Raw genomic sequence first — 13,617 nt, forward strand, 5'->3', positions numbered from 1 at the left:
TCGCCGATACGCGTGATTCGCGGTAGATGAGACGATAGCCGGATGGACATCCGCAGCAGGAACAACGTCGTGGTCACGGGACGTCGCGGGGCCCCGGTGCTGATGCTGGCGCACGGCTTCGGCTGCGACCAGAACCTCTGGCGGCTGGTGGCGCCCGCCCTGGCCGAGGAGTTCCAGGTCGTGCTGTTCGACTACGTGGGTTCGGGCCGGTCGGACCTGTCGGCCTGGAACGAGGACCGCTACGGCTCGCTCGACGGCTACGCCCAGGACGTTCTGGACATCTGCCAGGAGCTCGACCTTCGCGACGTGACGTTCGTGGGCCACTCGGTGAGCTCGATGGTCGGAGTGCTGGCCGCGACGCGCGAGCCCGGGCGGTTCGGCGGGCTCGTGCTGCTGGTGCCCTCGCCGCGCTACATCGACGACGGGGACTACCGGGGCGGGTTCAGCGCCGCCGACATCGACGAGCTGCTCGAATCGCTGGAGGACAACTACCTGGGCTGGTCGGCGGCCATGGCGCCGGTCATCATGGGCAACCCCGAGCGTCCGGAGCTGGGCGAGGAGCTCGCCGGCGCGTTCTGCCGCACCGACCCGGCCATCGCCCGGGTGTTCGCGCGCGCCACCTTCCTGTCCGACAGCCGGGCCGATCTGCCGGCGGTGAGGACGCCGACACTGATCGTGGAGTGCGATCAGGACGTGATCGCCCCACGCGAGGTCGGCGCGTACACGCACGCGGCGATCCCCGGCAGCCGCCTGGTCACGCTCCGGGCGACCGGCCACTGCCCGCAACTGAGCGCGCCCGAGGCCACGGCCGCGGTGATCGCCGACTTCGCCCGAGCCTGATGCAGAGGTCCCGGCCGACGGACGCGGCTTTCGCGGCGCTGCTGGAGGACAGCGCCGAGGATCTCTACGAGAACGCCCCCTGCGGCTATCTGTCCACGCTCCTCGACGGGCGGATCGCCAAGATCAACCAGACACTGCTGGGCTGGCTCGGTCACGAGCGCGACCAGGTGGTGGGCCGGATGTCGTTCTCCGACCTGCTGACCGTCGGCGGGCGGATGTACCACGAGACCCACTTCGCGCCGCTGCTGCGCATGCAGGGCGAGGTCGGCGGCATCGCCCTGGAGATGAGGACGGCGAGCGGCGAGCGGCTGCCCGTCCTGGTCACCTCGACGGTGAAGACCGGCGCCGACGGCGCGCCCCTGCTGATCAGGACCACGGTGTTCGACGCCCGCGACCGCCGGGCCTACGAGCGCGAGCTGCTGCGCGCCCGCCAGGACGCCGAGCGCGACCGCGAGCGGCTGCAGAACGTGGTCGCCACGCTCCAGCGCAGCCTGCTGCCGCCGTCGCTGCCGCGGGTGCCGGGGCTGGAGGCGGTCGCGCACTACCACACGGCCTCGCCCGACAATCTGGGCGGCGACTTCTACGACCTGTTCCCGCTGGGCGACGGGCGCTGGTGCTTCTTCCTCGGGGACGTGTGCGGCAAGGGTCCGGAGGCGGCGGCGGTCACCTCGCTGACCCGCTACACGCTGCGCGCCGCCGCGCTGCACGATCCCGGACCGGAGAGCATGCTGAGGTCCCTGGACACCGTCCTGCGGGACGGGCAGGCGGCCCATCCGGCGCCGCGCTACTGCACGCTGATCGTCGGCACTCTCGCCCCGGACGAGGACGGCTTCGCCCTCACCCTGGCCGCCGGCGGCCACCCGCCGGCGCTGCTGCTGGGCGCGGACGGCGGGGCGCGGCATCTGGACACCACCGGTGGCATGCTGGTCGGCATCATCCCCTCCCCCGTGTTCGTCACGGTGGAGGCGCGCCTGCGGCCGGGCGACACGCTGCTGCTCTACACCGACGGGGCCATCGAGGCGCGCCCCGGGCCGGGCAGGGAGCGCTTCGGCTCGGACGCGCTGCTGTCCTTCGCCGCGGAGCTGGCGCCCGCGCCGGCCCCGGCCGTGGTCGAGGCGGTGGTGGCCCTGCTGGAAGGCTTCGGTGCGGGCCTCGACGACGACACCGCCGTGCTCGCGCTGGGCGTCCCCCGTGCCTCGCCCGGGGACGGAACGCCGGTCTGACCCGGCCGCCCGCCCCGGACGACACACCCGGGTGTCACACGTGAAAGGCGCACCCGGACGACGGGGCCGGGTGCAGGGAATCGTTCAGGCGATGAACAGCGCGCCGGACGGGCAGACCTGCACCGCGCGGCGGGCGGCCGCCTCGTCCTCGGCGGCCGGCTCCTCCGCCAGCAGCAGAACCGTGCCGTCGTCCTCGCTCTGGTCGAAGACCTTGGGCGCGGTCAGGGCGCACATGCCGGCTCCGATGCAGCGCTCGGTATCCGCTTTGATCAGCATGAGCGGTGTTCCTCCTACCAGGCCACCGGCAACCGGTGCACGCCGTAGATCGCCATGTTCGACCGCATCGCCACATCGTCGGCCGGTACGGCGAGCCGCAGGCCGGGGAAGCGCCGCAGCAGGGCCGGGTATCCGATGCGCATCTCGATGCGGGCGAGCTGCTGTCCCAGGCACTGGTGGACACCGTGGCCGAAGGCGAGATGCCCCATGGCCTGCCGTCTGATGTCCAGCTTATCGGGGTCCTCGAAGCGCTCGGGATCACGGTTGCCCGCGGCGAGCGACAGGGTCACGGCCTCCCCCGCCTTGATCAGGTGGCCGGCCAGCTCGACGTCCTCGAGGGCCGCCCGGACGGGGCCGAGGTGGACGATGGTCAGGTAGCGCAGCAGCTCCTCGACGGTGCCGTCGGCCAGTGAGGGGTCCTCGCGGAGCGCGGCGAGCTGGTCGGGGTTGCGCAGCAGCGTGTAGGTGCCGAGGGCGAGCATGTTGGCCGTGGTCTCGTGGCCGGCGATGAGCAGGAGGATCGCCACGCCCGTGAGCTCCTCGTCGGTGAGCTGCCCGGTCTCGATCAGCCCGCTGACCAGGGCGTCGTCCGGCTCGACGCGCTTGCGTGCCACCAGCTCGCCCAGGTAGGCGTCCAGGTCGTCGAGCGCCCCCTGCACCTGCGCGGGGGTGGCGTCCAGGTTGAGCAGCGTGGAGGAGTACCCCTGGAAGCGCTCGTGGTCGTCGTAGGGGACGCCCAGCAGCTCGCAGATCACCAGGGACGGGATGGGCAGCGCGAACGCCTGCACCAGGTCGGCGGGCGGGCCGAGGCGCTCCATCTCGTCGAGCCGGTCGGCGGTGATCTTCTCTATCCTCGGTTCGAGCTGCTTCATGCGGCGGACGGTGAACTGGCCGGTCAGCAGCTTGCGGAAGCGGGTGTGCTCGGGCGGGTCCTCCCGCAGGAAGAAGCCCGGACGCCGGCGGGCCTGGGACAGCCGCTGGTTGATCGGGGGGTGCAGCAGTTCCAGCCGGGTGCTGAACCGCGGGTCGGCGAGGACCGAGCGCGCGGCGGAGTACCCGGTGACCAGCCAGCCGACGTGGCCGTCGGCGTAGAGCATGGGGCGGACGGGGTCCTCCTCGCGCCACCGCCCGAAGGGGGCGGGCGGGTCGAGAGGGGTCTCGCGGGCCAGCGGGAAGGTCACCGGCTGGGATGCGGCCTGGGTCATGAACGCGCTCCTCGACATTGACAACCACTGTTACAGGACGTCGTTCTCGGTGCTCACAGAAAACAGTACCTCCTCTGATATTGCAATGGATGAAGTTTCTTGGCCGATGCAGTAAAGTTCCGCCATGGCCGGTGGTCCAGGACTCCGGGAGCGCAAGAAGCTGCGCACCCGCCGCACGCTCATCGAGACCGCCGTGCGCATGTTCGAGCAGCAGGGGTACGACGAGACGACGCTGGCCGACATCGCCGCCGCGGCCGAGGTCTCCACGCGCACGTTCTTCAGCTACTTCGCCGGCAAGGAGGACGTGGTCTTCTTCGACACGCGCAGGCGGGTCGACGGGGCGCTCGCCGTCATCGCGAGCCGCCGGCCGGGCGAGCCGGTGGCCGACCTGCTGCTGCGCGTCGCGGCCGAGGCGCTGAGCTTCGACACCGAGGAGGCCGAGCTCGCCATCGAGCTGCACACCGCGCGCACGCGGCTCATCATGTCGGTGCCCGCGCTGCAGGCGCGTGCGCTGCACCTGCTGTTCGAGGTGCAGCGCGAGCTGGCCGGCGCGCTGTTGCGCGCCTACCCGGGCGAGCTCGACCCGATCGAGGCGGCGGCGGCCGTCGGGGCGTTCATGGGAGCGGTCAAGCAGGCGGTCATGGCGGCCCGCGACCGCGGAGACCCGCCCGATCTGATGCGGGCCGCGGCGCGGAGGGGCATCGAGGTCGTATTGGACGGCCTGCGTTCGCTCGGCCGCCCGAAGGGGCGCGAATCAGGCGCGGATGACGACGGCATCGCCACACAAGTGTAACCGACCAGGTCATATCGCGTGCATTGTGGGCGGATTAGGTCTGATCCACCCTTTCGGCCCGCCACCAGCCGGTTTTACGCCAAAATCATGGTCCGGGGGCATCCGCGTAGAGAGCCCTCGACCATGAAGGCCCGGCTCCAGCCGAGTCCCGCGTCAACTTGCCGGCGAAATTGCATTGCGGCGCGGCTGTTCCTGGTGTTCCGTCGCGCTGTGGGGTACATGAGATGAACAGTGGTGAGACTCCGCCGTTCGGAGAGGGCGGCGGCAGGCCCCAACCCGGAGAGGCCCCGCTCGTCGGGCGGCGCGAGGCGCTCAAGTCGTTCTCCCAGGCGACCGACGCGGCCGTCACCCGCGGTTTCCAGTTCCTCACCATCGTCGGCGAACCGGGCGCCGGCAAGACGCGCCTGCTGGCCGAGCTGACCGCGCTCACCACCGGCCTCGGGTTCACCGCGCTGAGCGGCAGGGCCGCCGAGTTCGAGCAGATCATGCCCTTCAGCGGGCTCGTCGACGCCCTGGACGACCACCTGGAGTCGCGGCGCGATGATCTGTGCGAGCGGCTCGGGACGGCGCAGGCCCGCCGGCTCGCCGCCGTGTTCCCCGCCCTGGCCGCCAAGATGCCCGACGCCGACGACGGCGCCGACCAGGACGAGAACGCCGACCAGAGCGGCATGGTCCGCTACCGGCTCTACCGCGCGCTGCGCCAGCTCATCGACGAACTGGCCCACCCCGGAGGGCTCGCGCTGATCCTGGACGACGTCCACTGGGCCGACGACAGCTCCGTGGAGTTCCTGGACCACCTGGTCCGCCACCCGCCGCGCGGCAGGGTGCTGGTCGCGGTGGCCTACCGGCCCGCGCAGGCGGGGCCCCGGCTGTCCGCCCTGGTCATGGGCGCGGGCGCGCGGGGAAGGCAGGTCACCGTCGGCCCGCTGACCCGCGCCGAAGCCGAGGAGCTGCTCGGCCCGGGCGTCAACCGCACCCGCGGCCACGCGCTGTACGAGGCCAGCGGGGGCAACCCCCTCTACCTCGAGGCCCTGGCGCGGATGAACCGGCTGGACGTCGGCGAGCTGCCGCCCACCGTGCGCGCCGCCCTCCAGGTCGAGCTCGGCGACCTGTCCCCCCGCTCGCTGCTGGTGGCCCAGGCCGCCGCGGTGACCGCCGACGAGTTCGAGCCCGCCCTGGCCGCCGTCGCCGCCCAGGTCTCCGAGGGCGCCGCGCTGGAGGCCCTCAACGAGCTGGGAGCCCGCGACATCGTCCGCCCCGCCGCCGCCGGGCGCTTCCGCTTCCGCCACCCCCTGGTGCGGCAGGCCGCCTACGAGTCCTCGGCGCCGGGCTGGCGGCTGGCCGCGCACGCCCGGCTGGCCGGCCACCTGGCCACGCTCGGCGCGCCCGCCACCGTCCAGGCCCACCACTTCGAGCGGGCGGGCTCCTTCGGCGACCGGCGGGCGATCGCCACCCTGGTCGAGGCGGCGCGCAGGGTCGCCCCGCAGGCCCCGGTCACCGCCGCGCACTGGTTCCGCAAGGCCCTGGACCTGATGCCCGACGAGCCCGCCACCCTGGAGGACCGGCTGGAGCTGCTGATGGAGCTGAGCCGGGCCCAGAGCGTCAGCGGCCGGCTCACCGAGGGCCGCGACACCGCGCGCGAACTGCTGCGCCTGCTCCCCCCGGACGACCACGCGCGCCGGGCCAGGGCCGCGCGCATCTGCGCGCTGATGGAACGCCAGCTCGACCGGCCGCACGAGGCGCGGGCCCTGCTGCTGGACGAGCTGCGCCGCATGCCCGACCCCCGGGCGGCGATCGCCGTCCCCCTGCGGATGCGGCTGGTCGCCGAGAGCATGATGCGCGGCGAGTTCCGCGCCGCGCAGGCCGTCCTGGACCTCATGCCCGACTCCGGCGACGACTGGCAGCCCGACCTGGCGGCGGCCGTGGCCGCGCTGCGGCCGATGCCCGCCTACGCGGCCGGGCGCATCCCGGACGCGCTGCGCCACGCCGACGCGGCCGACCGGCTCATCTCCTCGGCGCTGGACGAGCACCTGGCCGAGTGGCTGGACGCCGTCGCCTGGCTGTGCTGGGCCGAGACGAACATGGGCCGCTACCCGGTGGCCCTGCGGCACTTCGAACGCGCCGCCGCCGTCGCCCGCTCCAGCGGGCAGACCTACATCCTGACCAACCTGCTCGCCGGCAAGGCCAAGACCCTGCTGCACATGGGCCGGCTCCCGGAGGCGCTGGCGACCATCGACGAGTCGGTCGAGGGCGCCCGGATGCTGGAGTCCGGCCAGCAACTGGTGTTCGCGCTCACCCAGCTGTGCCTGGCCGCCGCGTGGACCGGCGACCACGACGCCGGCCTGCGCGCCGGGGAGGAGGCCGTCCAGGCCGGCGTCGGCGCGGGCGAGGCGTGGGGCGACATGGCGCGGCAGGCCCGAGGGGTGGCCCTGGTCACCGCGGGCCGGCTGGAGGAGGGCGCCGAGGCCATCGTGGACGCCTGCTCCAAGTTCGCCGACTCGCGCCTGGACCGCGGCACCCTGGTCTCCAGCATCGAGCTGCTCGCCCACGCCGAGGCCGCCCTCGGCCGCCCGGCGGGGGCCGCCGCGTGGGCCGACCGGGCCGCCGCGCTCGCCCACCCCGACCTGCCGGCGTTCTCCGGCCTCATCCCGCTCGCCCGCGCCCACGCGCTGCGGGCCGGGGAGCCGGCCGCCGCCGCGGCGCTCGCCGACGAGGCCGCCTCCCTGCTGTCGGCGCACGAGCGCAGGGTGGACGCGGGGCGGGCGCTGCTGCTGGCGGGCCTGGCCTACGGGAACGCGGGCGAGCGCAACCTGGCCCGCGAGCGGCTCCAGGAGGCCGCCACCGTGTTCGCGTCGTGCGGCGCGCGCGGGCTGCGGGCGCAGGTCATGCGCGAGCAGCGACGCAACGGCGTGCGCGTCGCCACCGCCGTTCAGGGCACGCCGGGCGCCGCCCCGTACGGGCTGTCGCCCCGTGAGCTGCAGATCGCCACCCTGGTGGTGGAGGGCCTGACCAACCAGCAGATCGCCGGGCAGCTCTTCCTCAGCGTCCGCACCGTCGAGACCCACCTGTCGCACATCTTCGCCAAGCTCGGCGTCGGGTCGCGCGTCGGGGTGGCGACCAAGCTCAACCGCGGCTCATGAGGGGCCCGCGCCCGCCGGGAGCCTCTCTACGAGGTACGGGCCGGGGCGGCCGGATGTACGGGGTTTCCACGATGCCGCGCGCCCCGCGGGGTTGGCATTGTTGGGGCGGGTCACGAACAGGAGGTCGGCGAGATGGAGCACCGCATTCCCCGGTACACGCTTGAGGGCGTGTCGGGCGCCGAGGTGTCGGTGCACCCCTTCTCCACCGAGGACGAGCTCGGCCTGACGCTCACGCGCTTCTTCGCCGAGGAGTCCGACGACGTCGTGCTGCTGGTGCACGGCCTGACCTCCTCCAGCGACATGTTCATCATGCCGGAGCACCGCAATCTGGTGAGTTTCCTGCTGGACAGCGGCTTCGGCGACGTCTGGACGCTGGACTTCCGCATGAGCGGCCGGTTCCCCTACAACATGGAGACCCGGCGGCAGACTCTGGACGACATCGCCCTTCACGACCACCCCGCAGCCTTGAGGGAGCTCCGCCGTCACGTTGGGGCACGGCGGATCCACGTCATCGCGCACTGCCTGGGGTCGGTGTCGTTCCAGATGAGCCTGTTCGGCGGGGCGCTCGACGGCGTCACGAGCATGGTGGCCAACAGCGTGGGGCTGACGCCGCGGGTCCACCCGAGGGCCCGCGTCAAGCTCGCGTTCGGGCCGGCGTTGCTGGAGTACGGCCTCGGCCTGTGCTACATCGACCCGCGCTTCCACGACGCTCCCCCGCTGACCCGCCGCTGGCTGATGGCCCGGGCGGTCTCACTGTTCCACCCCGAGTGCCGCGAGCCGGCCTGCCACATGCAGAGCTTCATGTGGGGCTACGGCCGTCCCGCGATGTACCGTCACGGCAACCTGGCGCCGCAGACGCACGTCCACCAGCGGCTGGCCGACCTGAACGGCGCCGCGGATGTGAACTACTACCGGCACATCAACAAGATGGTGCGGGCCGGGCGCGCGGTGAAGTGCGACCCCGGCAACCCCGCCCACGGGGCGCTGCCCGACGACTACCTGGCCGGCGCGCACCGCGTCGAGACGCCCGTGCTGTTCCTGACCGGCGAGCACAACGACGTGTTCACCGACTCCAACATTGTGTGCCACGACATCCTGTCCAGGCGGGCCCCCGGCCGCCACGAGCTGCACGTCCTGCCCGGGTACGGTCACATCGACCCGCTCATCGGCAAGAACGCCCACGTGGACGTCTTCCCTCACATCCTCGACTTCCTCAAGCGCCATGCCGGCTGAACACTATGACGCCGTGGTCGTGGGGTCGGGGTTCGGTGGCGCGGTCGCGGCGTACCGGCTGGCGGCGGCGGGGCTCTCGGTGGTGGTGCTCGAACGGGGCCGCGCCTTCCCGCCCGGCGCCTTCCCGCGCAGCCCCGCCGAGATGGGCAAGGCCTTCTGGGATCCGCGCGAGGGCCTGTACGGCATGTACGACGTGTGGAGCTTCGGCGGCTGCGACTCGGTGGTGGCGAGCGGCCTGGGCGGCGGCTCGCTGATCTACGCCAACGTCATGCTCCGCAAGGACGAGCACTGGTTCGTGCACGAGGAGCAGATCGCCGCGGGCGGCTACGAGTCGTGGCCGGTGACGCGGGCCGACCTGGACCCGCACTACGACGCGGTCGAGCGGATGCTGGAGGTCTCGCCCTACCCGCTGGACCATCCGGCCTTCGACGTGCCGAAGACCCGCGCGATGCAGGACGCCGCCGCCGAGCTCGGCCTCGAGTGGCGGCTGCCGCCGCTGGCGATCAGCTTCGCCCCCGAGCGGGGCGCGGAGCCGGGCATCGGCCTGCCCATCGCCGAGCCGTCGTACGGCAACGTGCACGGCGTCACCCGCCGGACGTGCCGGCTGTGCGGCGAGTGCGACATCGGCTGCAACGACGGGTCCAAGAACAGCCTGGACCACACCTACCTCTCCGCGGCCCGCCACCACGGCGCCGAGCTGCGCACGCTGCACCAGGCGCGGGCGATCCGGCCGCGGCCGGGCGGCGGGTACGAGGTGGACTACCTGCGCCACCGCCCCAAGCGGGGATCGGGCACGATCGGCTGCGACCGGCTGGTGCTGGCCGCGGGCACGTACGGCACGACGTACCTGCTGCTGAAGAGCCGCGCCGAGCTCACGGGGCTCAGCGGCACGCTGGGCACGCGCTTCTCGGGCAACGGCGACCTGCTGGCCTTCCTGCTGCGGGCCAAGGACCGCACCCGCACGCGGCCGATCGACGCCAGCCGCGGCCCGGTGATCACCAGCGCGATCCGCCTGGCCGACGACGCCGACGGCCCTCGCGAGAGCGGCCGGGGCGCCTACATCGAGGACGGCGGCTACCCGGCGTTCGTCGACTGGCTGGTCGAGGGGGCCGACGTCGGCAACGAGATCGGGCGCGCCGCCCGGTTCATCGCCGAGCGCGTGCGGGCGCTGGTCACCCGTGACACCAACCTGTCGGCCGAGGTCGCCGGCCTGCTGGGCGGCGGCGAGCTGTCGGCCAGCTCTCTGCCTCTGCTCGGCATGGGCAGGGACGTCCCGGACGGTGAGCTGCGGCTGCGCGGCGGCCGGCTGGACGTCGAGTGGAACCAGCAGGCGAGCGACGAGTACTACGGCCGGCTGCGCGCGACGATGCGGCGCATCGCCGACGTGCTCGGCGCCGAGCACGCGGGCATGCCCTCCTGGCTCGGAAAACGCATCATCACGGTCCACCCGCTCGGCGGCGCGCCGATGGGGCGGCATCCCGGCGAGGGCGTCTGCGACGCCTACGGCGAGGTGTTCGACCATCCCGGCCTGTTCATCGCCGACGGCGCCGCCCTGCCGGGCCCTGTGGGCGCCAACCCGTCCCTGACCATCGCGGCGCTGGCCGACCGCATGAGCACCCGGCTGCTGGAACGACGGCCTGTGGCGACACGGCAGAGGAAAGAAGGACAGGTTGACATGAGCGTGGGAACGGGACGGGTGCCCGCGCACCCGCATGCCGAGGCGCGCGGCCTGGCGTCCGCCGGGCACGGCGAGCGCACGTCGCTGTCGTTCAGCGAGGAGATGAGCGGCCACATCGCTCTGGGGGTGGACGACCCGCGCTCGGGCGACCTCGCCGAGCGCTCGCACGGCGGGCGGTGCACGTTCCGGCTGACCATCTCCATCGAGGACCTGGACCGCTTCCTGGCCGAACCCGAGCACCTGGCCCGGGCCGAGGGATGGGTCGACGCCGACTTCGTGGGGGGCCGGCGCCCGGTCGAGCGGGGGTGGTTCAACCTGTTCACCTCGGGCGGCGCCCCCGACCGGCGCGAGATGCGCTACCGGCTGTGGTTCACCGGCGCCGACGGGCTGCCGCGCACCCTGGCCGGGTGGAAGGACGTCCATCACGGGCCCGCCACGCGGCTGTGGCTGGACACCTCGACCCTGTTCACACGCGTGATGTGGGGTCACGTCCCGGAGGGCGAGGACGGAGAGGCGGAGGTGGCGGGCGCCGGCACGCTGCACATCCAGCCCATGGACCTCGCGGCGACGCTGAAGAGCTTCCACACGCAGGGCCCGCACGGCATCGCCGCGCTGGCCCGGTTCGGCAGGTTCTTCGTCGGCCAGCTCTGGGACGTCTACGGACCGGGGTGAGGCGGAAACCCCGAGGCGGCCGATCGGCGTAGGGGGAGGTGGATCCCCCGCCGATCGGCCGCCGGCTCCGGAGCCCGGCGGGCGCCGGGTCGCGGTCGCGCGGTGGCCGAAGCCGCGACCGCTGTCGCCTCCGTCCCCTATTTGGAGGGGTTAGGGGAGGGGGGCGGGGGCGTCGGCAGGGCGGCGAAGTCAACCTTGCCGGTGCTCTCGAGCAGCGTCATGTGCTTCATCACCACATCGACCGCGACCTGCGCGAACGCCCGGATCTCGGAGTTCTTCGTGCCCGCGCGCACCACGGAGACGACCTGGAAGACCTTTCCGTGGGCGCCGCGGAGCCGGTCGGCGAACACCTTGTCGTAGGCGGCGCCGTTCAGGCCTGACAGCTCGGCCATCCACCCCTGCTGGTCGGCGTTGGGCGTGCTGGGCAGCGCGACGTTCAGCTTGGCGGCCAGGGCGCGCACCTGCTCGTCGAGCTTGGTGTGGTCGGCGGCGAGCTGCAGGCCGACCTCCTTGACCCGGGAGCTCGCGGCGCGGTCCTGCGCCTGCTGGCCGGTCGGGATCTCCCAGAGCCCTGCCTGGCGCACCTTGACCAGGAAGTCGCGGTCGGCGGGCCCGAGGGGGCCCGACTCGGTCTCGACCCAGTCGCCGGGCGAGGCGCCGCTGGCCGACAGGATGGCGTTCGGCGCGATGGCGAACACCGCGATGGTGGCGATGACCAGGAAAGCGAGCGCGGCGAGAACCTCGACGAGTCGCATCGACCTGAGTTGAAGCCGGTTCACCTGGTTCTCTCTCCCTTTCGTGTCCCGTGATCCCTCGGGCGCGCTGTCAGGGGGAGGTACGGCTTCGTCCCGTCATCGGTTCATGCGTTGTGACGGGATTTTCGGATTTTTACGGAAGTTGCCAAATATCCTCACGCGACGGATGATCCGCTGCCACCATGTGCCTGTGCAGCGTCATCGCAGCGTCCGGTCCCGACCGGAGGAGGCGCACGACGACTCCGAAGAGCAACTGGTCACAACGCTCTACCGCGAGTTCGGCGGCCCCCTCCTCCGCAATGTGCGCAGATTGACTGGAGGCGACCAGCAATGGGCAGAGGATGTCGTCCAAGAGACGGTCTTCCGCGCGTGGCGGAACGCCGGGAAACTCAACAGGGAGCCCGGCCTGCTCTGGGCCTGGCTCATGACCGTCGCCCGCAGGATCGTCATCGACGCGCATCGCCAGCGCTCGGTACGCCCGCAGGAGGTCGAACCTGACCGCCTCGACAGCGTCGCCATCCCCGACGGCTCCGAGCCGATGCTGTCGGCGATGGTGGTATCGGAGGCCCTGTACAGCCTCTCGGAGGAACACCGGGAGGCGCTCGTGCAGACCTACCTCCACGACCGTACGATCAATGAAGCGGCAGAAGTGCTGGGAGTTCCGCCGGGGACGGTCAAGTCCCGGGTGTACTACGCGCTTCGCGCCCTCCAGAAGACGATGAAGGAGAGGGGGTGACCGGTCTGATGGATTCACCCCCTCACGTCGAGGTGGCGGCCTACATCCTCGGGATCCTCAACAAGGAGGACTCCGAGGCGTTCGATCGCCACCTGCCCGACTGCCCCAGCTGCCAGGAGGAGCTGCGGGACATGTTCGAGCTGCCCGACGCGCTGGATGTGATCAAGCGCGGCATGAAGGGGACGATGGACGGCGCGGTCCGGGGCTCGGTGAACGGCGCCGGCCCGGTCTTCGGCGCCGACCGCACGCAGCCGCCCGGCCTGAACGGCGCCCTGTTCGGCGGCCTCGACGGCGCCGTTCCCGGTGGGCCGCGCGTGAACGGCGCGGGACCGCCCGCGCTCAACGGCGCCCCGCTCAACGGCGCGGCGCTCAACGGCACGGCGCCGCCCGGCCTGAACGGCGCGCCGCGCGCCGGCGCCGGCCCCTCGCCCGACGGCGTGGTGCAGGATTTGTGGTCACCCGGGCGGCGGCGCCGCTCGTCTCCCGGCCGCCGGCACGCCGCTCCCGCCTCTCACGCCAGGTCCCGCGAGGAGCTGGCCGAGTCCCGCGTCCGGCGTCGCCGCGCCCTGTTGCTCGGCGTCGCGGCCGCCCTGGTCGTCGGGGTGACCGGCGCGACGGCCTCGCACGTGCTGTGGCCCTCGCCCGGCACGACCGTCGCCGCCTCCACGCCCGAGGGCTCCTCCTCGCCGGAGGTCAAGGAGGGCACCAGCCCCGACACCGGGGTCAGCGGCTCGGTCGGCCTGGTCCCCAAGGGGTGGGGCACCGAGGTGGCCATCCGGCTCAGCGGCGTGCGCGGGCCCGAGCGGTGCAGCCTGGTGGCCGTCGGGCGCTCCGGCGACACCGACGTGGTGTCCGGCTGGCGGGTCGCCCCCGGGTCGGGGTACGGCGTGCCGGGGTTCCCCGAGCCGCTGCGCCTGACCGGCGGCACGGCGCTGGCCAGGAAGGACATCGTCCGCTTCGAGGTGCGCAGGGACGACGGGGTCCGCCTGCTGGAGATCCCCGTCGCCTGAGCGGCGCGGAGGCCAGGGGCGACGGGGACGCCAGAGGGGGCGTACGAGGGGGACGG

General features: G+C 72.9%; 11 protein-coding genes. 8 read left to right on the forward strand and 3 right to left on the reverse strand.

The window, feature by feature from the left end:
* Positions 1-42 precede the first annotated feature (42 nt).
* Positions 43-840 (forward strand): alpha/beta fold hydrolase, encoded by a 798-nt coding sequence (locus ACWEN6_RS17055; protein ID WP_452571042.1) that lies wholly within the window; start codon positions 43-45, stop codon positions 838-840.
* Positions 840-2,063, forward strand: coding sequence for a PP2C family protein-serine/threonine phosphatase (locus ACWEN6_RS17060; RefSeq protein ID WP_452571043.1), 1,224 nt, complete (start codon positions 840-842; stop codon positions 2,061-2,063). Before ACWEN6_RS17055 ends, ACWEN6_RS17060 begins: the two co-directional genes overlap by 1 nt.
* Positions 2,064-2,147: 84 nt before the next feature.
* On the opposite strand, the gene ACWEN6_RS17065 is transcribed toward ACWEN6_RS17060, so the two are convergent.
* Together ACWEN6_RS17065 and ACWEN6_RS17070 are read right to left on the reverse strand one after the other, a co-directional pair.
* Positions 2,148-2,339 carry a ferredoxin gene (locus tag ACWEN6_RS17065; protein ID WP_452571044.1) on the reverse strand — a complete coding sequence of 64 codons (192 nt, stop codon included), beginning with the start codon at positions 2,337-2,339 and terminating at the stop codon, positions 2,148-2,150.
* Positions 2,340-2,353: 14 nt separating this feature from the next.
* Positions 2,354-3,544: a cytochrome P450 gene (locus tag ACWEN6_RS17070; protein WP_452571045.1), complete on the reverse strand. Its 1,191-nt coding sequence runs from the start codon at positions 3,542-3,544 to the stop codon at positions 2,354-2,356.
* A 124-nt stretch (positions 3,545-3,668) separates the two neighbouring features.
* Between ACWEN6_RS17070 and ACWEN6_RS17075 the strand changes: the two genes are divergently transcribed.
* From ACWEN6_RS17075 to ACWEN6_RS17090, 4 genes are all read left to right on the forward strand, one after another.
* A complete protein-coding gene (locus ACWEN6_RS17075; protein WP_452571046.1) occupies positions 3,669-4,337 on the forward strand; it encodes a TetR/AcrR family transcriptional regulator in 669 nt (222 codons plus the stop codon).
* A 224-nt stretch (positions 4,338-4,561) separates the two neighbouring features.
* Complete coding sequence (locus ACWEN6_RS17080) at positions 4,562-7,477, forward strand: helix-turn-helix transcriptional regulator (RefSeq protein WP_452571047.1); 2,916 nt, start codon at positions 4,562-4,564, stop codon at positions 7,475-7,477.
* Positions 7,478-7,609: 132 nt separating this feature from the next.
* A complete protein-coding gene (locus ACWEN6_RS17085) occupies positions 7,610-8,710 on the forward strand; it encodes an alpha/beta hydrolase family protein (protein WP_452571048.1) in 1,101 nt (366 codons plus the stop codon).
* Positions 8,700-11,060 carry an FAD-dependent oxidoreductase gene (locus ACWEN6_RS17090; protein ID WP_452571049.1) on the forward strand — a complete coding sequence of 787 codons (2,361 nt, stop codon included), beginning with the start codon at positions 8,700-8,702 and terminating at the stop codon, positions 11,058-11,060. The genes ACWEN6_RS17085 and ACWEN6_RS17090 overlap by 11 nt, the downstream gene beginning before the upstream one ends.
* A gap of 137 nt (positions 11,061-11,197) precedes the next feature.
* Here the strand turns inward: ACWEN6_RS17090 and ACWEN6_RS17095 are convergent, their stop codons facing one another.
* A complete protein-coding gene (locus ACWEN6_RS17095; RefSeq protein ID WP_354848954.1) occupies positions 11,198-11,815 on the reverse strand; it encodes a DUF4142 domain-containing protein in 618 nt (205 codons plus the stop codon).
* A 190-nt stretch (positions 11,816-12,005) separates the two neighbouring features.
* Here ACWEN6_RS17095 and ACWEN6_RS17100 point away from each other — a divergent pair, with 190 nt between their 5' ends.
* Positions 12,006-12,551, forward strand: a complete 546-nt coding sequence (locus ACWEN6_RS17100) for a sigma-70 family RNA polymerase sigma factor (RefSeq protein ID WP_380831328.1) — start codon at positions 12,006-12,008, stop codon at positions 12,549-12,551.
* Positions 12,548-13,561: an anti-sigma factor family protein gene (locus ACWEN6_RS17105; protein WP_452571050.1), complete on the forward strand. Its 1,014-nt coding sequence runs from the start codon at positions 12,548-12,550 to the stop codon at positions 13,559-13,561. Before ACWEN6_RS17100 ends, ACWEN6_RS17105 begins: the two co-directional genes overlap by 4 nt.
* Positions 13,562-13,617 lie beyond the last annotated feature (56 nt).

The sequence above is a fragment of the Sphaerisporangium sp. NPDC004334 genome, from assembly GCF_053602655.1.